Source organism: Pseudomonas sp. JL27(2026) (assembly GCF_056933555.1).
This window is the reverse complement of sequence record NZ_CM167794.1, coordinates 4,911,910-4,931,081: the sequence shown is the minus strand read 5'-3', so window position 1 is coordinate 4,931,081 and position 19,172 is coordinate 4,911,910. Positions and strand designations below refer to the sequence as shown.

Annotated in this window: 18 protein-coding genes, 1 tRNA gene and 1 pseudogene; 8 read left to right on the top strand and 12 right to left on the bottom strand. The window is 59.2% G+C overall.

Features of this window, described 5'->3' with window-relative positions:
* Nucleotides 1-113 precede the first annotated feature (113 nt).
* Complete coding sequence (locus AC1Z1G_RS22395; RefSeq protein ID WP_483622506.1) at nucleotides 114-1,331, top strand: MFS transporter; 1,218 nt, start codon at nucleotides 114-116, stop codon at nucleotides 1,329-1,331.
* Between the two features lie 305 nt (nucleotides 1,332-1,636).
* Nucleotides 1,637-3,691: a TonB-dependent receptor domain-containing protein gene (locus AC1Z1G_RS22390; RefSeq protein WP_483622505.1), complete on the top strand. Its 2,055-nt coding sequence runs from the start codon at nucleotides 1,637-1,639 to the stop codon at nucleotides 3,689-3,691.
* A 116-nt stretch (nucleotides 3,692-3,807) separates the two neighbouring features.
* On the opposite strand, the gene ychF is transcribed toward AC1Z1G_RS22390, so the two are convergent.
* The 8 genes from ychF to AC1Z1G_RS22350 all read right to left on the bottom strand — a co-directional run bounded on the left by ychF (nucleotide 3,808) and on the right by AC1Z1G_RS22350 (nucleotide 10,722).
* Nucleotides 3,808-4,908: a redox-regulated ATPase YchF gene (gene ychF / locus AC1Z1G_RS22385; RefSeq protein ID WP_483622504.1), complete on the bottom strand. Its 1,101-nt coding sequence runs from the start codon at nucleotides 4,906-4,908 to the stop codon at nucleotides 3,808-3,810.
* 22 nt (nucleotides 4,909-4,930) lie between these two features.
* Entirely contained in the window at nucleotides 4,931-5,515 is a 585-nt protein-coding gene (gene pth / locus AC1Z1G_RS22380) for an aminoacyl-tRNA hydrolase (RefSeq protein ID WP_483622503.1), read from the bottom strand.
* Nucleotides 5,516-5,683: 168 nt separating this feature from the next.
* A complete protein-coding gene (locus AC1Z1G_RS22375; RefSeq protein ID WP_145019846.1) occupies nucleotides 5,684-6,280 on the bottom strand; it encodes a 50S ribosomal protein L25/general stress protein Ctc in 597 nt (198 codons plus the stop codon).
* A 142-nt stretch (nucleotides 6,281-6,422) separates the two neighbouring features.
* Nucleotides 6,423-7,364 carry a ribose-phosphate pyrophosphokinase gene (locus tag AC1Z1G_RS22370; protein WP_003171603.1) on the bottom strand — a complete coding sequence of 314 codons (942 nt, stop codon included), beginning with the start codon at nucleotides 7,362-7,364 and terminating at the stop codon, nucleotides 6,423-6,425.
* A gap of 46 nt (nucleotides 7,365-7,410) precedes the next feature.
* Nucleotides 7,411-7,485: transfer RNA gene (locus AC1Z1G_RS22365), tRNA-Gln, on the bottom strand.
* Nucleotides 7,486-7,522: 37 nt separating this feature from the next.
* A complete protein-coding gene (gene ispE, locus AC1Z1G_RS22360; RefSeq protein WP_483622502.1) occupies nucleotides 7,523-8,374 on the bottom strand; it encodes a 4-(cytidine 5'-diphospho)-2-C-methyl-D-erythritol kinase in 852 nt (283 codons plus the stop codon).
* A 1-nt stretch (nucleotide 8,375) separates the two neighbouring features.
* Nucleotides 8,376-8,993, bottom strand: a complete 618-nt coding sequence (lolB, locus tag AC1Z1G_RS22355) for a lipoprotein insertase outer membrane protein LolB (protein ID WP_483622501.1) — start codon at nucleotides 8,991-8,993, stop codon at nucleotides 8,376-8,378.
* A gap of 4 nt (nucleotides 8,994-8,997) precedes the next feature.
* Nucleotides 8,998-10,722 (bottom strand): tetratricopeptide repeat protein, encoded by a 1,725-nt coding sequence (locus AC1Z1G_RS22350; RefSeq protein WP_483622500.1) that lies wholly within the window; start codon nucleotides 10,720-10,722, stop codon nucleotides 8,998-9,000.
* A gap of 182 nt (nucleotides 10,723-10,904) precedes the next feature.
* Between AC1Z1G_RS22350 and hemA the strand changes: the two genes are divergently transcribed.
* From hemA to AC1Z1G_RS22320, 6 genes are all read left to right on the top strand, one after another.
* Nucleotides 10,905-12,194, top strand: a complete 1,290-nt coding sequence (gene hemA, locus AC1Z1G_RS22345) for a glutamyl-tRNA reductase (RefSeq protein ID WP_483622499.1) — start codon at nucleotides 10,905-10,907, stop codon at nucleotides 12,192-12,194.
* Nucleotides 12,191-13,273: a peptide chain release factor 1 gene (gene prfA / locus AC1Z1G_RS22340; RefSeq protein ID WP_347902000.1), complete on the top strand. Its 1,083-nt coding sequence runs from the start codon at nucleotides 12,191-12,193 to the stop codon at nucleotides 13,271-13,273. The genes hemA and prfA overlap by 4 nt, the downstream gene beginning before the upstream one ends.
* Nucleotides 13,274-14,104, top strand: a complete 831-nt coding sequence (gene prmC / locus AC1Z1G_RS22335; protein WP_483622498.1) for a peptide chain release factor N(5)-glutamine methyltransferase — start codon at nucleotides 13,274-13,276, stop codon at nucleotides 14,102-14,104.
* Nucleotides 14,098-14,853, top strand: a complete 756-nt coding sequence (locus tag AC1Z1G_RS22330; RefSeq protein WP_483622497.1) for a molybdopterin-synthase adenylyltransferase MoeB — start codon at nucleotides 14,098-14,100, stop codon at nucleotides 14,851-14,853. Before prmC ends, AC1Z1G_RS22330 begins: the two co-directional genes overlap by 7 nt.
* The gene (gene murI, locus AC1Z1G_RS22325) at nucleotides 14,846-15,637 is read left to right on the top strand and encodes a glutamate racemase (protein ID WP_483622496.1); all 792 of its coding nucleotides are present in this window, start codon (nucleotides 14,846-14,848) and stop codon (nucleotides 15,635-15,637) included. Before AC1Z1G_RS22330 ends, murI begins: the two co-directional genes overlap by 8 nt.
* 94 nt (nucleotides 15,638-15,731) lie before the next feature.
* Complete coding sequence (locus AC1Z1G_RS22320) at nucleotides 15,732-16,250, top strand: acyloxyacyl hydrolase (RefSeq protein WP_483622495.1); 519 nt, start codon at nucleotides 15,732-15,734, stop codon at nucleotides 16,248-16,250.
* Nucleotides 16,251-16,324: 74 nt separating this feature from the next.
* Here the strand turns inward: AC1Z1G_RS22320 and AC1Z1G_RS22315 are convergent, their stop codons facing one another.
* The 4 genes and pseudogenes from AC1Z1G_RS22315 to phrB all read right to left on the bottom strand — a co-directional run bounded on the left by AC1Z1G_RS22315 (nucleotide 16,325) and on the right by phrB (nucleotide 19,162).
* Nucleotides 16,325-16,630 carry a YkgJ family cysteine cluster protein gene (locus tag AC1Z1G_RS22315; RefSeq protein ID WP_483622494.1) on the bottom strand — a complete coding sequence of 102 codons (306 nt, stop codon included), beginning with the start codon at nucleotides 16,628-16,630 and terminating at the stop codon, nucleotides 16,325-16,327.
* A 129-nt stretch (nucleotides 16,631-16,759) separates the two neighbouring features.
* Nucleotides 16,760-17,542, bottom strand: a complete 783-nt coding sequence (locus AC1Z1G_RS22310) for an SDR family NAD(P)-dependent oxidoreductase (RefSeq protein ID WP_483622493.1) — start codon at nucleotides 17,540-17,542, stop codon at nucleotides 16,760-16,762.
* A gap of 17 nt (nucleotides 17,543-17,559) precedes the next feature.
* Nucleotides 17,560-17,682: pseudogene (locus tag AC1Z1G_RS22305) on the bottom strand (nuclear transport factor 2 family protein); the annotation flags it as partial.
* 34 nt (nucleotides 17,683-17,716) lie between these two features.
* Nucleotides 17,717-19,162, bottom strand: a complete 1,446-nt coding sequence (phrB, locus tag AC1Z1G_RS22300) for a deoxyribodipyrimidine photo-lyase (protein ID WP_483622492.1) — start codon at nucleotides 19,160-19,162, stop codon at nucleotides 17,717-17,719.
* Between the last annotated feature and the right edge of the window lie 10 nt (nucleotides 19,163-19,172).

Genomic DNA, 19,172 nt, shown 5'->3' with positions numbered 1-19,172 from the left:
CGGTCTCGACGGATAACAAGTCGTTAGCAGGCTAAGGGGATGGCGCTGCCGTACTGAAAAATGGCACATTGACGCACCTGCACTGCGCTCCCATCCGTTGTATGGAAACTCTCATGGCAATCAGTAATGTTCAGTCCGCCGCCACGCCGGCGTCCGCTGCTTCGCAAAGCAGCCCCTTGGTCATGCGCATCATCGGTGCGGTAGCGCTGGCGCATTTGATCAACGACCTCATTCAGTCGGTGTTGCCGTCGATCTACCCGATGCTCAAGACCAACTACGGCCTGACCTTCACCCAGGTCGGCCTGATCACGCTGACCTTTCAGCTCACCGCATCGCTGTTGCAGCCGTGGGTCGGTTACCACACCGATCGTCATCCCAAGCCATGGCTATTGCCGGCCGGGACCGTTTGCACACTGATTGGCATTTTGATGATGTCGGTGGTTGGCAGCTTCCCGATGATTTTGCTGGCGGCGGGGCTGATCGGGGTCGGCTCCTCGACCTTTCACCCCGAAGCCTCTCGCGTGGCGCGGTTGGCTTCGGGCGGGCGGTTTGGCTTGGCGCAGTCGACGTTCCAGGTGGGCGGTAATGCCGGTTCAGCTTTCGGGCCATTGCTGGCGGCGGCCATCATTATTCCGTTTGGTCAGGGTAACGTTGCCTGGTTCGGCCTGTTCGCGGTGTTTGCGCTGGTGCTGCTGTATGGCATCAGTCGCTGGTACGCCCATCACTTGAACCTGTTCAAGCTCAAACAAGGCCAGGCGGCGACTCACGGGCTGTCGAAGGGCAGGGTGACCAGTGCGCTGGTGGTGCTTGGTTTGCTGGTATTCTCCAAGTACTTCTACATGTCCAGCCTCACCAGTTACTTCACCTTCTACCTGATCGAGAAATTCGACCTGTCGGTGGCCAGTTCACAGCTGCATTTGTTCCTGTTCCTGGGGGCCGTAGCGGCGGGGACCTTCTTCGGTGGGCCGATTGGCGACAGGATCGGGCGTAAGGCGGTGATCTGGTTCTCGATCCTCGGCGTTGCGCCGTTCACCTTGCTCTTGCCTCACGTCGATTTGTTCTGGACCAGTGTCCTCAGTGTGGTCATCGGTTTTATCCTGGCCTCGGCGTTCTCGGCCATCGTGGTGTATGCGCAGGAACTGGTGCCGGGCAACGTCGGAATGATCGCCGGGATCTTCTTCGGCCTGATGTTTGGTTTCGGTGGGATTGGCGCCGCGTTGCTGGGGCACCTAGCGGACATTCACGGTATCGAGTACGTGTACCTGCTGTGCTCGTTCCTGCCTTTGCTGGGGATTCTGGCGATTTTCCTGCCGCGCACCCAAAAGGCCTGACCTGATACAAAAGCAATGTGGGAGTGAACCTGCGCGCTCCCACGCGTATTTCATTCAGGAAACAGCCGCGCGCAGACGCGGCTTTTTCTTGGGCGCTGTTTTTTTTGCTCAACGCTTCAATGGATTGCGCAGGCCCGTGATCCGTGGGCTTGAGCCCGTGCGGCAGGATTCTTTTTAACGTGGCGAATGAATTATTTTGACAAATTTGGATTTAATGCTTTTCTGAATGATATTGATTTGCATTACACTCCGTCACCTTCAGTGCCCCGTAAAGGTGCATGTTGGCTCAACAAGGACGGTTTGTGATGAAGTACACCCCCTGCCTTTTCAACTCTCTTTTTCTTACCGCCGGCGTACTACTAGCGGCCCCGGCGTTGCAAGCAGAGGAGGTTGGTGAGGTCGATAAACATAACGTGACCGAACTCGACACCTCGTTTGTCACCGCCACTGGCGGTGCGACCGACCTTCGAGATGCACCGGCCAGTGTCAGTGTTATCTCCCGCGAAGAAATCGAACGTCAGCCGGTGTATGACCTCAACACCTTGTTGCGGCGCATTCCCGGTGTCACCGGCGGCTTCGGCCCGGTGGGCGAGCAATCGAAGATCAAGCTGCGGGGCCTCGACGACAAGTACACCCTGATCCTGGTCGATGGCAAACGCATCGGTAGCTCATCGGACTTGAGCTATCGCCGCGACCTGGGTCGCCAGGACCTTAACTGGATCGCGCCGAGCATGATCGAGCGCATCGAGATCGTGCGGGGCCCGATGTCTTCGCTGTATGGCTCGGATGCCATGGGCGGGGTGATCAACATCATCACGCGCAAAGTGTCGAAAACCTGGAGTGGTTCGGCCAACGTCAACACCACCATTCCTGAAGACTCCGACCGTGGCCAGACCACCCAGACCAGCCTCAACCTGTCCGGACCGCTGACCGATTCCCTGGGCCTGCGCCTGGGGGCGAATCTGACGCGTCGCGCGGCCGATGAAGTCGATGCTCGTCGCGACAAGATGGGCGAGTTCATGTATGGCGACGGCGCGGGCGGCTCCAAGGATCAAAGCCTCAACGCGTTGCTCGACTGGCGTATCAACGACGAGCAGAGTTTATCGTTTGAAGCCGTGCACGGCGTTGAGCGGTCCTGGTCGAGCAAAAAGACCTTCGGCGACTGGGGCGAAACGATCGGTGCCAAATTCGGTGCCGGGCGTCTGATCCGCGACAGCTACACCCTTTCCCACACCGGGGACTGGAGTTTCGGTAGCTCGAAAGTGGACATGTACCTGAACAAATTCAAGAACGATATCGATTGGGGCAAGGCCAACTCGGAAGAAAAAATCGTCGAAGGCAGCCTTAACATTCCGTTTGAGTTCTTGCTCAATCAGCGCCTGACAGTGGGCGGGCAGTGGAAGCGCGAAGAGCTGACCAACAGCGATACGCTAGGCACCGTACCGGTGGACTACCAGGGGGCTCCTGTGAGCGGCGCCACGCTGAAAGGGGATTACTCGGCAGCCTTTATCGAGGATGAACTGTTCCTGCTCGACAACCTGACCCTGACCCTGGGCAACCGCTTCGACCACAGCGAGGAGTATGGCAACCACAACAGCCCGCGCGCGTATCTGGTCTACCATCCGCATCCAGACTGGACGGTGCGTGGCGGTGTGTCCAAAGGCTTCCGTGCGCCGAGTCTGAAAGAAGGCAGCGCAGGTGCGGCGACTGAATCCGGTGGTCGCGGTTGTGGCTCGCTGCGACCTCTGGGCTACACCACGGGCAGTTGCTGGATGGCTGGTAACCCGAACCTGGCCCCGGAAACCAGCGTCAACAAAGAAGTGGGCGTGTCCTTCGATCGTGACGGTTGGGAGGCAGGCCTGACCTACTTCCATACTGATTTCGAGGACAAGATCGAGTACGCGCCGTTGGGTTTCTACCAGGGCCGCTGGTGGACCATGCTGGAAAACGTCGAAAAGGCGCGCACCCGTGGTTGGGAAGGTTCGGTTCGCGTACCGCTGACGGACTCCGTGGACTGGCGCACCAACGCCACTTACATGCTTGAAAGCAAAAACCTGTCCACGGGTGAAGACCTGATCAGCGCGCCAAAGCTGTCCGCATTCAGCGCGATCAACTGGCAGGTTACGGACCAGTTGAACACCGAAGTCTCGGCGCAACACGTGGGTAAACAACGTGGCGTTGGCACCGATTTCGTCAAGTCGTACACCACCTATGACCTGACCGCAAATCTGGCCGTGACCAAATGGCTGACGTTGAATGCGGGCGTACAGAACGTCTTGGATGAAGATCTGCGCGATGGCTCGACGACCTTCTATGTGCCTGGTCGGGCGTTCTTTGCGGGGGCTACGACGTACTTCTAAAAAAGTAGGGCGTTGCCAGTCGAGCGCACCAAACGCAGAAAAGCCCGCCACCATCCCTCTGACCTGCAGAGAGTGGTGGCGGGCTTTTCAGTCCGCCTGAGACAGGAGGATTAGCGTTACACGTTAAAGCGGAAGTGCATCACGTCGCCGTCTTTGACGATGTATTCCTTGCCTTCCAGGCGCCATTTACCGGCTTCCTTGGCACCGGCTTCACCCTTGAACTGGATGAAGTCGTTGTAGGCGATCACTTCGGCGCGGATGAAGCCTTTTTCGAAGTCGGTGTGGATCACGCCAGCGGCTTGTGGTGCGGTGGCACCGACGCGGACGGTCCAGGCGCGGACTTCTTCAACACCGGCGGTGAAGTAGGTCTGCAGGTGCAGCATTTCGTAGCCGGCGCGGATTACGCGGTTCAGGCCAGGCTCTTCCAGGCCCAGGGCCTCAAGGAACATGTCTTTCTCTTCGCCGTCTTCAAGCTCGGCGATTTCCGCTTCGATCTTGTTGCAGACCGGAACAACCATTGCGCCTTCTTCTTCGGCGATGGCCATGACCACGTCGAGCAGCGGGTTGTTTTCGAAACCGTCTTCAGCCACGTTGGCGATGTACATGACCGGTTTGGTGGTCAGCAGGTGGAAGCCACGAATCACCGCTTTTTCGTCGGTGCTCATGCTTTTCATCAGGCTGCGCGCAGGCTTGCCGAGGGTGAAGTGAGCAATCAACTGCTCCAGCAGGGCTTTCTGAACGACCGCATCCTTGTCGCCACCCTTGGCGTTGCGAGCGACTTTCTGCAGTTGCTTCTCGCAGCTGTCGAGGTCGGCGAAGATCAGTTCGAGGTCAATGATCTCGATGTCGCGTTTCGGGTCGACGCTGTTGGAGACGTGAATCACGTTTTCGTCTTCGAAGCAGCGGACCACGTGGGCGATGGCATCGGTTTCACGGATGTTGGCCAGGAACTTGTTACCCAGGCCTTCACCTTTCGAAGCGCCGGCAACCAGGCCTGCGATGTCGACGAATTCCATGGTGGTCGGCAGGATGCGCTTTGGATTGACGATGGCTGCCAGGGCGTCCAGACGCTTGTCCGGCATCGGCACGATACCGGTGTTCGGTTCGATGGTGCAGAAGGGGAAGTTTTCGGCCGCGATACCGGATTTGGTCAGGGCGTTGAACAGGGTGGACTTACCGACGTTAGGCAGGCCGACGATGCCGCAATTGAATCCCATGGTGTTTCCCCTCGGGTAAGAGTCAGGCCTTCTGGCTGTGCAGGTTTTTCATCGCGCGGTTCCATTCACCGGCGAAGATATCCGGCAGCACGCCGAGGGCAAAATCGATGCTGGCATCGAGTTTTTCCTGTTCGGCGCGTGGCGCACGACCCAGGACAAAGTTTGAAACCATACTGGCAACGCCTGGGTGGCCAATGCCGAGCCGCAGGCGGTGAAAGGTATTCTGGTTGCCCAGTTGCGCAATGATGTCGCGCAACCCGTTGTGACCGCCATGCCCGCCGCCCTGTTTGAGTTTGGCAACGCCGGGAGGCAAGTCGAGTTCGTCATGCGCCACCAGGATCTCTTCCGGCTTGATGCGGAAAAATCCGGCAAGTGCCGCTACGGCCTGGCCGCTACGGTTCATGTAGGTGGTGGGAATCAGCAGGCGAACATCCTGACCCTGATGCGAGAAGCGCCCGGTCAGGCCGAAATATTTGCGATCAGGCACAAGGTTTACACCTTGGGCGTGCGCGATGCGCTCAACAAAAAGGGCCCCTGCGTTATGCCGGGTCTGTTCGTATTCGGGGCCTGGATTTCCCAGGCCAACGATCAGTTTGATGGCAGTCACGTCAGGGGCCCTTCCTTGGAGTGGTTGATAACATCGCGGCAATGGGGGTGTGCGGCGAAAGTGGACGAAAAATGCTCATTTACCATGATGTAAACTCCGCGTTCCGCCCGCTTTCTCGCTACGTTCCAGTCCGCGATGTTACTGAGTCACTCCGGCGTACAGAGTGAATTACTCTGCAGCGCCTTCTGCAGCTGGAGCAACACGTGGAGCGTGAACGTTGGCAACAGCCAGGTCGTTACCGTGAGCCAGAGCAACAAATTCAACGCCTTTAGGGGCCTTGATGTTGGACAGGTGAATGATCGAGCCGATTTCGGCGTCAGCCAGGTCGACTTCGATGAATTCAGGCAGGTCTTTTGGCAGGCAGGAAACTTCAACTTCAGCAACAACGTGCGAAATTTCGCCGCCTTTTTTCACTGCAGCAGCTTCGTTGATGAAGTGCACAGGAACGTGAGCAGACAGTTTCTGACCAGCAACAACGCGTACGAAGTCAGCGTGCATCACGTGGCCTTTGGCCGGGTGACGTTGCAGAGCTTTGATGATTACGTTTTGCTTGGTGCCGCCAACGTTCAGCTCGATGATGTGGCTGTAAGCCGCTTCGTTTTCGAGCAGTTTGGCAACTTCTTTAGCCAGCATGCTGATGGATTCAGGGGCTTTTTCGCCACCGTAAACTACAGCTGGAACCAGGCTTGCGAGACGACGCAGGCGGCGGCTCGCACCTTTCCCCAGGTCGGAACGCACTTCAGCATTCAGAGTAAATTCGTTCATGTTGTATCTCCAAAATAACCACATTCGCCCCAGCGTTTGCGACCAGCGCTAAAGGCGATATGGGCAAAAAAGCCCCGCCCCGACAGGAATGCCGGGGCGGGGCGCTTTTCGTCAACGAGAAGTCTGCGAAAGGGCAGGGCCCTTAGCGGAACATCGCGCTGATCGATTCTTCATTGCTGATGCGGCGAACCGCTTCGGCAACTACCGGTGCGATATCCAGTTGACGGATACGTGCACAGGCTTGTGCTGCAGCGGACAGCGGGATGGTGTTAGTCACCACCAGCTCGTCCAGCACGGAATTTTCAATGTTTTCGATCGCTCGGCCCGACAGCACAGGGTGTGTGCAGTAGGCAAAGACTTTGGCTGCGCCATGCTCTTTCAAGGCTTTAGCCGCGTGGCACAGGGTGCCGGCGGTATCAACCATGTCGTCGACCAGAATACAGGTACGCCCTTCGACATCACCGATGATATGCATCACTTCAGAGTGATTGGCTTTCTCACGGCGTTTGTCGATGATCCCGAGGTCCACGCCCAGGGATTTGGCAACAGCACGTGCACGCACGACGCCGCCAATGTCCGGGGACACGATCATCAGGTTTTCGAAGCGCTGATCTTCAATGTCATCCACCAGTACTGGGGAGCCGTAGATGTTATCTACCGGAATATCGAAGAAACCCTGGATTTGGTCAGCATGCAAATCAACCGTGAGAACACGATCGATGCCGACTACGGTAAGCATGTCAGCAACGACTTTCGCGCTGATAGCCACACGTGCGGAACGCGGACGGCGATCCTGACGGGCATAACCAAAGTAAGGAATTACAGCAGTGATACGAGTTGCTGAGGAGCGGCGGAAGGCATCAGCCATCACGACGAGTTCCATCAGGTTATCGTTGGTCGGAGCGCAAGTCGGCTGAATAATGAAGACATCTTTACCGCGGACGTTTTCATTGATCTCGGCTGTAATTTCGCCGTCGGAGAATTTACCGACAGAGATGTCACCGAGAGGGATATGCAGCTGACGTACAACACGCCGAGCCAGATCGGGGTTAGCGTTCCCCGTAAAGACCATCATCTTGGACACGCGCAGTACCTGAAGGCTGAGGGTAACCTGGATGAGTATTAGAAAATGGCAGGGGCGGCTGGATTCGAACCAACGCATGGCAGGATCAAAACCTGCTGCCTTACCGCTTGGCGACGCCCCTGTATCTGTTGCTACGAGTACCCAGTACTCGATTCCTTTTAGAGCAGACTTTGTAGTTTGCGATGCAACATCGAAACGTTGCTTCCCTTTGCTACAAACCCTGTAAGGGTCTCTGTAAGAAGGGCCGAGACTTTATCAGCTTCAGCTTTGCTTGGGAAGCCCCCAAACACACAACTTCCAGTTCCGGTGAGTTTTGCTTCGGTAAATTTACCTAACAAATTCAAAGCGTTACGTACATCTGGGTAACGCCTTGTTACCACCGGTAAGCAGTCATTTCGACTGTTTCCCTTGGGAACGGGGCGCACTTTAATGGGAGAAGAGTTACGTGTCAACAGCGGATCTGAAAAAATTTCTGCTGTACTTACAGATACTTGCGGCACAAGCACCAGATACCACGGTTCTTCCGGGTCTACAGGGGTGAGCTTTTCTCCCACACCCTCAGCAAATGCGGCGTGCCCACGCACGAAAACCGGGACGTCGGCACCCAGGGTCAGGCCCAGTGCGGCGAGCCGATCTTCGTCCCAACCCAGTTGCCAGAGATAATTCAACCCCAGCAATGTGGTGGCCGCATTCGAACTGCCGCCACCGATTCCGCCGCCCATGGGCAGAATTTTTTCGATCCAGATATCAATCCCAAGTGCGCAGCCGGATTGTTCCTGGAGTTTTTTGGCGGCTTTGACGATCAGGTTGCTGTCGTGAGGGACGCCTTCGAATTCGGTGTGCAAGCGAATGACACCGTCATCGCGTACGGCGAAGGTGATTTCATCGCCGTAGTCGAGAAATTGAAACAGGGTTTGCAGCTCGTGGTAACCGTCTTCACGGCGCCCGAGGATGTGCAGCATCAAATTGAGTTTGGCGGGCGAGGGCAGGGTCAGGCGATTTGCTGGCATGTCATTGCCCCAATTTGCGAGGTTGCCAGTCCTTGATCACCAGCGTGACGTCAAGGTCGGTGCCGTGCAGTTTGATCCGCTCCGGTAGCCAGTAGCCATTTTGTTGGGTGTAGCTGAGGTACTCGACCTGCCAGCCATCCTGCTCCAGTGTGGCCAGGCGACTGTCGGCATCGAGGCTCAAGCGACTTTTGCTGTCGGGGGCGGGTAAACCGCGAACCCACCAGACCAGGTGCGAGACCGGCAGCTTCCAGCCCAGTTGTTCTTCCAGCAAACCTTCGGGGGTGGACGCTTCATAGCGGCCCTGGTTGGCGACTTCCAGAGAAACCTTGCCGGGCCGTCCGGTCAGTCGGGCAGCGCCGCGGCCTAATGGGCCGGAGAGGCGGATATCGTAGTAATCCTGGCGTTGCAGCCAGAACAACGTACCGCTGCCCGAATCTTTCGGGGCGCGAATGCCAACCTTGCCGTTGATCTGCCAGCCATCGAGGCTGGCCAGTTGCTGCTTGTGCTCACTCCATTGTGCGGGGTTGCCGTGACCTTCGACCGACTCACGGGCACCAAAACCCGCGCAACCGGCAAGCAGGGCGATAAAGCTGAAAACGATAACGTGGCGCAAAAACATGATTTTAAAGAGTCTCGGAACCGGTCAGGCGCTTGATGGTGCTGCGCAGGGTAGGGCTGTCGGGTTGTTCCTTGAGGAACTTGCCCCAGATTTGCTTGGCTTCGCGTTGCTTGCCGTTGGCCCACAGGACTTCGCCCAGGTGCGCAGCGACTTCCTGATCGGGGAACCGCTCCAGGGCCTGACGCAGCAAGCGTTCGGCTTCGTCGAGGTTACCCATCCGGAAGTTCACCCAGCCGAGGCTGTCGAGAACGGCCGGGTCTTCGGGGTTCAGCTGGTGAGCCTGTTCGATCAGAGCCTTGGCTTCAGCGTAGCGCGTCGTGCGGTCAGACAAGGTGTAGCCCAAGGCGTTGAGCGCCATGGCGTTGTCCGGGTCGCGCTTGATGATCAGTCGCAGGTCTTTCTCCATTTGCGCCAGGTCATTGCGCTTTTCCGCCAGCATGGCCCGCGTATAGAGAAGGTTCAGGTCATCGGGGTATTGCTGCAACGCTTGTTCAAGGACCTTCCAGGCGCGATCCCCCTGATTGTTGGCCGACAGTGTCTCGGCTTGTATCAGGTACAGCTGGATCGCGTAGTCAGGTTGCTCGTCGCGTTGCTTGGCCAGGCGTGTTTCGGCTTCGGCGGTGCGGCCGTTGTTCATCAGGATGTCGGCCTGACGCAATTGCGCCGGCAGGTAGTCGTTGCCGGGGCCAACCTGGGCGTACTCGATCAGTGCGCCTTGCGGGTCGTTGCGTTCTTCGGCGATGCGACCCAGGTTCAGGTGCGCCGAGTCGACATGGCTTTCGCGGGCGATCAGGTCTTCCAGGTAACCCTTGGCCTCATTCCAGGCCTTGGCTTCCAGGCAGACGAGTGCCAGGGAGTAGCGCAGTTCGTCGTCTTCCGGGTACTGCTGGACCAGGCTGGAAAACTGCTCTTTGGCATCGCTCATGCGGTCCTGTTCGACCAGCATGCGCGCGTAGGTCAGGCGCAGGCGTTTGTCGTCCGGGTACTTGCGGATGCTTTTTTCCAGCAACGGCATGGCTTCGCTGCCACGGTTCAGCCCTTGCAACAGGCGGGCGCGCAACAGGATCGGCGCTATTTCGCCTTCTTCCGGAGGGTTTTTCTCAAGCAGGGTCAGTGCGCCCTTGGCGTCACCGTCCTGTTGGAGCAAGAGTGCCTTGCCGAAAATCAGTTGGCCGTTGTTAGGGTGACGCTGCAGCAAACGGTCAAAACTTTTCATCAGGCCGTTGCGCGTGTCCTGATCGGTGTCAGCCGCCGACAGTGCCAGAAAGTCGAAGTGGGTGTCGCCTTTGCCTTGCAGGACCTTTTCCATATAGAGCATGGAATCGTCGTAGCGACCGGCGCGGGCCAGTTGCACGGCGGCGGCGCGTTGGGCCTCGAGGTCGGTGGGGGCGTTTTTGGCCCAGATCAACGCCGTATCCAGCGCAGCCTGGTCGGCGCCCAAGTATTCGGCGATGCGGAAGGCACGCTCGGAAACCCCTGCATCCTGAGTGTTGATGGCCTGGGTCACGTAGTTGTCCAGGGCAATGTCGAAACGATTGCGCTGGCCGGCCAGTTCTGCGCTCAACAGGCTGAAGATGGTTTCTTCACTGAAGGAGGCATAAACCTTGGGCTTTTCAGGGGCTGGGGCGCTGTCTTCGACCGGCGGCGTACCGTCCGACGAAACGGGTGCCAAGGCCTGGCAGCCGCTGAGGAAGACAAAAGCAAGGAGCAACGCGGAAGATCTATTCATATAGGAAGAGGACGACTAACCTGCGGTCGGATCATCATGACACAAGCCTTCGGCCAAACATAACCGAGACTCAATGAGTGCCTTTTCACAGGCGGTCTATTAGGACAATAGTCTGCGGTGGTTGTTCTGGCCCGGACGAAGTAGGACAATTGTCGGCTTCTCGACATCATCAGCGACCTTGAATGGCCTTCCTTGCACTTGGTATTAACCACAAGACTGCGTCAGTAGACGTGCGCGAGCGCGTGGCTTTTACTCCAGAGCAGCTGGTTGAAGCCTTGCAGCAGCTCTGCCGACTCACCGACAGCCGCGAAGCTGCGATCCTCTCCACCTGCAATCGCAGTGAACTCTATATAGAACAGGATCACCTTTCGGCCGAAACCGTGCTGAGCTGGTTGGCCGATTACCATCATTTAAGCCTCGATGAGCTGCGCGCGAGTGCTTATGTGCATGAAGATGATGCGGCAGTTCGTCACATGATGCGTGTGGCCTCCGGGCTCGACTCGCTGGTGTTGGGCGAGCCGCAGATTCTCGGTCAGATGAAGTCCGCCTATGCCGTGGCCCGCGAGGCCGGCACGGTAGGGCCGCTGCTCGGGCGTTTGTTCCAGGCCACGTTCAACGCGGCCAAGCAAGTGCGCACCGACACCGCCATTGGCGAAAACCCGGTGTCAGTGGCGTTTGCCGCGGTCAGCCTGGCCAAACAGATTTTCAGTGACTTGCAACGCAGCCAGGCCTTGCTGATAGGCGCCGGCGAGACCATCACCCTGGTCGCCCGCCATTTGCATGAGTTGGGCGTGAAGCGGATCGTGGTCGCCAACCGGACCCTGGAGCGCGCGAGTATCCTGGCCGAACAGTTCGGCGCCCACGCGGTGCTGCTCTCGGACATCCCGGCGGAACTGGTGCGCAGCGACATCGTCATCAGTTCCACCGCCAGCCAGTTGCCGATCCTCGGCAAGGGCGCGGTCGAAAGTGCGCTGAAGCTGCGCAAGCACAAACCTATCTTCATGGTCGACATCGCCGTGCCACGGGATATCGAGCCCGAAGTCGGCGAGTTGGACGACGTTTACCTCTATAGCGTCGACGATCTCCACGAAGTGGTTGCCGAAAACCTCAAAAGTCGCCAGGGTGCAGCCCAGGCGGCGGAAGAGATGGTTTCCATTGGCGCCGACGATTTCATGGTTCGCCTGCGTGAGCTGGCGGCGGTCGATGTGCTCAAGGCCTATCGTCAACAAAGCGAACGCCTGCGCGATGAAGAACTGCAAAAAGCCCAGCGCATGCTCGCCAACGGCGGCAATGCTGAGGACGTATTGGTGCAACTGGCGCGTGGCCTGACCAACAAGTTGCTGCATGCGCCCAGTGTTCAGTTGAAAAAACTGACTGCTGAAGGCCGCCTCGATGCGCTGGCCATGGCCCAGGAACTCTTTGCCCTCGGTGAGGGCTCTTCGGATAGCTCTTCGGATAAAAAACCGCAATGAAAGCGTCACTGCTCAATAAGCTGGACATCCTCCAGGACCGTTTCGAAGAACTGACTGCCTTGCTTGGCGATGGCGAAGTCATTTCCGATCAGAACAAGTTCCGTACCTATTCCAAGGAATACGCGGAAGTTGAGCCGATTGTCGCCACCTATAAGCAGTTGCTCAAGGTTCAGGGCGACCTCGAAGGTGCCCAGGCACTGCTCAAGGACAGCGACCCGGACATGCGCGAAATGGCCGTGGAAGAAGTTCGCGAAGCCAAAGAGCAACTGATCGAGCTCGAATCCAGCCTGCAACGCATGTTGCTGCCCAAGGACCCGAACGACGGGCGCAACGTGTTCCTGGAAATCCGTGCCGGCACCGGGGGGGACGAAGCGGCGATTTTCTCCGGCGACCTGTTTCGCATGTATTCGCGTTACGCCGAGCGGCGTGGCTGGCGGGTCGAGATTCTCTCGGAGAACATCGGCGAGCACGGTGGCTACAAAGAAGTCATTGCACGAGTCGAAGGCGACAACGTCTACGGCAAGCTCAAGTTCGAATCTGGCGCGCACCGTGTGCAGCGGGTTCCGGCCACTGAATCCCAGGGCCGCATCCACACCTCGGCCTGCACCGTGGCGGTGTTGCCGGAGCCGGATGAGCAGGAAGCGATCGAGATCAACCCGGCGGATTTGCGGGTCGACACCTATCGTTCTTCCGGCGCGGGCGGTCAGCACGTAAACAAGACCGACTCGGCCATTCGTATCACCCACTTGCCGTCGGGCATTGTCGTCGAGTGCCAGGAAGAACGTTCCCAGCACAAGAACCGGGCGCGGGCAATGTCCTGGCTTTCGGCTAAATTGAACGACCAGCAAACCAGCGCGGCGGCGAATGCCATCGCCAGCGAACGCAAGTTGCTGGTGGGCTCGGGCGACCGTTCCGAGCGTATCCGTACGTACAACTTTGCCCAGGGCCGGGTTACCGACCACCGGGTCAACCTGACGTTGTATTCCCTCGACGAAATCCTCGCCGGTGGCGTCGATGCAGTGATCGAGCCGTTGTTGGCTGAATTCCAGGCCGACCAACTGGCGGCGATAGGTGAATAAATGACCATCATTGCCAGTTTGTTACGCGCTGCCGACCTGCCGGATTCGCCCACTGCGCGTCTGGACGCCGAATTGCTGCTGGCTGCGGCTTTGGGCAAGTCCCGCAGTTTTCTGCACACCTGGCCCGAGCGCATCGTGCCGAGTGAAGCCGCATTGACCTTTGCCAGCTACCTGCAACGCCGTCGCTCCGGGGAGCCCGTGGCGTACATTCTCGGCCAGCAGGGTTTCTGGAAACTGGACCTGGAAGTGGCACCGCACACCCTGATCCCGCGCCCGGACACCGAGTTGCTGGTCGAAGCCGCGCTGGAGCTGTTGCCCGCGACACCGGCCAATGTCCTCGACCTGGGCACCGGCAGCGGCGCCATTGCCCTGGCCCTGGCCAGCGAGCGTCCAGCCTGGAGCGTCACCGCCGTGGACCGCGTGCTGGAAGCCGTGGCCCTGGCCGAACGCAATCGCCAGCGCCTGCACTTGAACAACGTCACGGTGCTGAGCAGCCACTGGTTCGACTCGCTGAAAGATCATCGCTATACGCTGATCATCAGCAACCCGCCGTACATTGCCGCTGCCGACCCGCATCTGGTGGCCGGTGACGTACGCTTCGAGCCCGCCAGTGCGCTGGTGGCCGGCACCGATGGTCTCGACGACCTGCGTTTAATCATCGCCCAGGCGCCGCAACACCTTGAGGCGGGTGGCTGGTTGATGCTCGAACATGGTTACGATCAGGCCTGTGCGGTGCGTGATTTGCTGCTGGCCCAAGGCTTTGAAGAGGTCCACAGCCGTAAGGACCTGGGCGGTCACGAACGTATCAGTCTGGGGCGCCTGCCGTGCTGAATGATCAGGAACTGTTGCGCTATAGCCGGCAGATTCTGTTGCAGCATGTCGACATCGACGGGCAGTTGCGGCTCAAAGGCAGCCGCGTACTGATCGTCGGCCTCGGCGGTCTTGGCGCACCGGTTGCGCTGTATCTGGCGGCGGCCGGGGTTGGTGAACTGCATCTGGCGGACTTCGACACGGTCGACCTGACCAACCTGCAGCGCCAGATCATCCATGACACCGACAGCGTCGGCCTGAGCAAGGTTGACTCTGCGATCAAGCGCCTGGCGGCGATCAACCCCGAGATTCAACTGATCGCCCATCGCACCGCACTGGACGAAGACTCGCTGGCGGCGGTGGTGGCGGGCGTCGATCTGGTGCTCGATTGTTCCGATAATTTTTCCACCCGCGAAGCGGTGAACGCAGCCTGCGTGGCGGCGAAAAAGCCATTGGTCAGCGGTGCGGCGATTCGCCTGGAAGGGCAGTTGTCGGTGTTCGACCCGCGCCGCGCCGAGAGCCCGTGCTACCACTGCTTGTACGGGCACGGCAGCGAAGCCGAACTGACTTGCAGCGAGGCCGGCGTGGTCGGTCCGTTGGTGGGGTTGGTCGGCAGCCTGCAAGCCCTTGAAGCGCTGAAGTTGCTGGTGGGTTTTGGTGAGCCTTTGGTGGGGCGGCTGTTGCTGATCGATGCCTTGGGCACGCGTTTTCGTGAATTGCGGGTCAAGCGTGATCCGGGTTGCAGAGTCTGTGGGGGTATTCATGCGTGAAGCACCGATTGGTGTGTTCGATTCTGGTGTTGGCGGGTTATCGGTGTTGGCCGAGATCCAGCGTCTGTTGCCTAACGAAACGCTGCTGTACGTCGCCGACTGCGGGAACATTCCCTACGGCGAGAAAACCCCGGAGTTCATTCGCCAGCGTTGCAGCGTGATGGCCGAGTTCCTCCAGCAACAGGGTGCCAAGGCCTTGGTGTTGGCCTGCAATACCGCGACCGTGGCCGGTGTCGCGGACTTGCGTCGTGACTATCCGACCTGGCCCCTGGTTGGCATGGAGCCTGCGGTGAAACCGGCCGCGGCCGCCACCCGCAGCGGCGTGGTCGGAGTGCTGGCCACCACAGGCACCTTGCAGAGCGCCAAGTTTGCAGCGCTGCTCGACCGTTTTGCCACTGATGTGCGCGTCATCACCCAACCTTGCCCGGGGCTCGTGGAAATGATCGAGGCGGGCGATCTGCACAGCCCCGAGCTGCGTCAGTTACTGGCCGGTTACCTTGAGCCGTTGCTGGCCGGCGGGTGTGACACGATCATTCTCGGCTGCACCCACTACCCCTTCCTCAAGCCGATGCTCAAGCAGTTGATCCCCTCGGACATCAGCCTGATCGACACGGGTGCTGCCGTTGCCCGGCAACTTCAACGCCTGCTCGCCGAGCGTGAACTACTTGCGCAGGGGCCGCCCGCTGACGCGCAGTTCTGGACCAGCGCCAGTCCCGAACACATGAGAAAAATCCTGCCGTTGTTGTGGAATAAGTCTGGTGTTGTGCGAAGCTTCAGCCAGTAAAAATTGTGAGCTTCAGACGAGCCGCTGATTTCTATAGCCGTGTCTGTTGAGCCATAAAAACCACACGAACTCGTTTGGAAAAAGGATGTTTCTAATGAAGCGACTGTTCTGCCTGGCCGTGATTGCGGCCGCACTATCGGGGCTAAGCTTGTCGGCACAGGCCGCCGGTGTCGAGTTTGCGGTCGGCCAGACCAGCGACTCGACCCAGTCTTACCGCTTGGGGATGCAGTTTGATTGGGACCAGAGTTGGCTGCAGAGCGATGTCGGTCGCCTGACGGGATACTGGAGCGGTGCCTACACCTTTTGGGACGGTGACAAGCGGGCCAGCAACCACAGTTTTTCGTTCTCTCCGGTGCTGGTTTACGAGTTTGCCGGGCAAACCGTCAAACCGTATCTGGAGGCGGGGATCGGCGTTGCGGTGTTCGCCCACACCGAGGTCGAAGACAACAGACTGGGCTCGGCCTTTCAGTTCGAAGACCGTATCGGTTTCGGTTTGCGCTTTGCCGGTGGGCATGAAGTGGGGGTTCGGGCGTCGCACTATTCAAACGCCGGGATCAGCAGCCCGAATGATGGTGTAGAGAGTTACTCACTGCATTACACGATGCCGCTGTAACGGTTCTGAGCGGTGGTGGGTCATTGTGGCGAGGGAGCAAGCTCCCTCGCCACATTGGACCGCGTCAATCAGGATCAGCGATACGCCGTCGTAATTCCCTGGCGCTCGTCGATGCATTCCGGTGCGCCCATTTCGAACTCGCGGCAGATTAGCGGACGCTTTTCGTAGATGGTGCACATCATGCTGTTGCGATCCAGCGCGGCGCACCAGCCGTCATCCAGGCGCAGCATGACTTCCCCGCCCCAATCGTCGGTGTCGATGTAGCGTTCGGGGACGCCGGTGTCGGTGATCAGCATCACTTCGAGCTGACAGCAGCACGCCGCGCAGGTCGAACAAGTGACCGCCGGTTCAGCGATAGTGGTGAGGGGGATGGTGTTCATGGCGCGCAGTGTAAGGCAGTGAGCCGTCGCTGTGTGAAAGGCCTGACGGACGCTAAGCCGATGGCAGTGCATTGCTCAGCAGGTAAGCGCCGGGCAGCCCCGAAATACCGCTGCCGATGATCGCGATGTTCACGGCTGATCCTTGATCGGCGGTGCACTGCGGACCATCCGTTTGCCGATCGCCAGTTTGATCCGCTTGGGCATTTTCGACAGTGGCCAGAGTGTGGCCATGAACAGGGCCGGGAAGGCAATCTCCAGAGGGCGCTGTTTGAGTTTTTCGACGATGTGTCGCGCAGCCTTGTCGACCGGCCAGCCCAGTGGCATGGGGAAGTTGTTCCCGGTGGTCAGCGGGGTGTCTACAAAACCTGGGCTGACCACGGTGAGTTCAATGCCCTCGGGCGCCAGATCAATGCGCAGCGATTCGAACAGGTAACGCAGGCCGGCCTTCGAGGTGCCGTAGGCTTCGGCCCGTGGCAGCGGCAAGTACGTCACTGAACTGGCGATGCCCACCAGATGCGGCGCCACACCGGCGCGCAGCAAGGGCAGCGCGGCTTCGATGCAGTAGCTGCTGGCGAGCAGGTTGGTGCGCACCACGTGTTCGATGATCGAGGTGTCGAACTGCTTGGCGTCGACATATTCACAGGTGCCTGCGTTGAGGATCACAGTGTCCAGCGAGCCCCAGTCGTGCAGGATATGTTCGCCGATCTCGCGCACGGTCTGGCTGTTGGTCAGGTCGCCCGGCAGCACCAGCACTTGTCCCGGATAGCGATGGGCCAGGGCTTTCAAAGGTGCGACCGTACGGGCGCTGACCGCCAGATGCACGCCGGATTTCAGCAGTTCCTCGGCCAGCGAAGCGCCAATATCGCTGCTGGCTCCTGTCAGCCAGTATCGTCGTGGCGTTTTAAGGCTCATCCCTGTCTCCTTTTCAGTCAGGCAATGACCCGACCTAATACGGGTAAATACTTATACAGCAGGGCCCCGACATCGAAGTAGTCCCGGTGGCGGTAGACCTTGTCGCATCAGGGCAGGTGCGAGCAGCCCTCAACCTGAATCCTGGAGAACTCGCGAGCGAAGTGCTGCAAGAACTCACTCATTCACACCTGCGGCATCCAGGCGAGAAGGCAGATTTTTGAACGCGGCCAAGGCGCGTTCGCGCGAGCTGCTCAGGTTGACCATTGGCGGCGGATAATTGGCCACGCCAAACAACCCGCCCATGGCCGCCGGGTTGTGGATATCTTTTTTGTTCAGCCCTGCCAGTTCTGGTATCCAGTGCTTGATGAACAGCCCTTCGGCATCGAATTTAGCCGACTGGCTCAAGGGATTGAAGATCCGGAAGTAGGGCGCCGAATCCGTCCCGGTGGACGCGCTCCATTGCCAGCCGCCGTTGTTTGCCGCCAGGTCGCCGTCGATCAGGTGCTGCATGAAAAAGCGCTCGCCTTCGCGCCAGTCGATCAACAGATTCTTGGTCAAAAACATCGCCACCAGCATCCGCAGCCGGTTGTGCATCCAGCCGGTTTCCAGCAGTTGGCGCATGGCCGCGTCGATAATCGGCAGGCCGGTACGGGCCTCTTTCCAGGCGGCCAGCTCCTGGGGCGCATTGCGCCAGGCCAAGGCTTCGGTTTCCGGGCGAAATGCGCGGTGCCGGGAGACGCGGGGGTAGCCCACCAGAATGTGTTTGTAAAATTCGCGCCACAGCAGCTCGTTGATCCAGGTGACGGCGCCGAGGTTGCCGCTGTCGAATTCGCCCTGGTTGGCTTGCAGCGCGGCGTGCAGGCATTGGCGCGGGGAGATGACCCCGGCGGCGAGGTACGCTGACAACTGGCTGGTGCCGGGCTTGGCCGGAAAGTCGCGTTCGCTTTGGTAATAGTCGATCCGTTGATCGGCGAAGGTGTCGAGACGCCGCCGGGCCTCTGCCTCACCGGCCGGCCAGAGCTGGCGCACTGGTTCGCCGGGCGTGGCAAACCCTTCGACCTGTGACGGCACAGGATCAGGGCTGATGCCGGTCGCGGCTTGAGTCTTGGGCACGGCGATGAGGTTGGGTAACTTGCCATGCAAGCGGGAATAACAGACTTTGCGGAACTGGCTGAAGACCTGGAAGTAAGTGCCGGTCTTGGTCAGTACAGAGCCGGGTTTGAACAGCAATTGGTCCAGGTAGCTGTAAAAGGCACAGCCCTGCGCTTCAACGGCGCGGGCCACGGCCAGGTCCCGGCGGGACTCGTGAATGCCGTATTCCTCGTTGACGTGCAGTGTCTGGATCTTCAATTCCCGGCAGAGCCCTGCCAGCACGCTCGGTGCGTCATCCCAGTGCGGTGCGCGGCGGATCAACAGGGGAATGTTCAGGGTGTTCAGGGCCTGGCTCAGCAGGCTCAGGTTGCGCAGCCAGAAATCCACTTTGCACGCGGCATCGTCATGGGCCAGCCATTGCTGCGGGCTTATCAGGTACACGGCGACGCTCGGGCCGCGTGCTGCGGCAGCCGCGAGGGCGGTGTTGTCGTGCAGGCGCAGGTCGCTGCGCAGCCAGATCAAGTGCATGGTGATATCC

Excerpts from the sequence above, each read along its gene's own strand:
- AC1Z1G_RS22395 (WP_483622506.1), top strand. The coding sequence starts at position 114 with ATGGCAATCAGTAATGTTCAGTCCGCCGCCACGCCGGCGTCCGCTGCT.
- AC1Z1G_RS22390 (WP_483622505.1), top strand. The coding sequence starts at position 1,637 with ATGAAGTACACCCCCTGCCTTTTCAACTCTCTTTTTCTTACCGCCGGC.
- ychF (WP_483622504.1), bottom strand. The coding sequence starts at position 4,908 with ATGGGATTCAATTGCGGCATCGTCGGCCTGCCTAACGTCGGTAAGTCC.
- AC1Z1G_RS22375 (WP_145019846.1), bottom strand. The coding sequence starts at position 6,280 with ATGAACGAATTTACTCTGAATGCTGAAGTGCGTTCCGACCTGGGGAAA.
- ispE (WP_483622502.1), bottom strand. The coding sequence starts at position 8,374 with ATGCCAGCAAATCGCCTGACCCTGCCCTCGCCCGCCAAACTCAATTTG.
- lolB (WP_483622501.1), bottom strand. The coding sequence starts at position 8,993 with ATGTTTTTGCGCCACGTTATCGTTTTCAGCTTTATCGCCCTGCTTGCC.
- AC1Z1G_RS22350 (WP_483622500.1), bottom strand. The coding sequence starts at position 10,722 with ATGAATAGATCTTCCGCGTTGCTCCTTGCTTTTGTCTTCCTCAGCGGC.
- hemA (WP_483622499.1), top strand. The coding sequence starts at position 10,905 with ATGGCCTTCCTTGCACTTGGTATTAACCACAAGACTGCGTCAGTAGAC.
- prfA (WP_347902000.1), top strand. The coding sequence starts at position 12,191 with ATGAAAGCGTCACTGCTCAATAAGCTGGACATCCTCCAGGACCGTTTC.
- prmC (WP_483622498.1), top strand. The coding sequence starts at position 13,274 with ATGACCATCATTGCCAGTTTGTTACGCGCTGCCGACCTGCCGGATTCG.
- murI (WP_483622496.1), top strand. The coding sequence starts at position 14,846 with ATGCGTGAAGCACCGATTGGTGTGTTCGATTCTGGTGTTGGCGGGTTA.
- AC1Z1G_RS22320 (WP_483622495.1), top strand. The coding sequence starts at position 15,732 with ATGAAGCGACTGTTCTGCCTGGCCGTGATTGCGGCCGCACTATCGGGG.
- AC1Z1G_RS22315 (WP_483622494.1), bottom strand. The coding sequence starts at position 16,630 with ATGAACACCATCCCCCTCACCACTATCGCTGAACCGGCGGTCACTTGT.
- AC1Z1G_RS22310 (WP_483622493.1), bottom strand. The coding sequence starts at position 17,542 with ATGAGCCTTAAAACGCCACGACGATACTGGCTGACAGGAGCCAGCAGC.
- phrB (WP_483622492.1), bottom strand. The coding sequence starts at position 19,162 with ATGCACTTGATCTGGCTGCGCAGCGACCTGCGCCTGCACGACAACACC.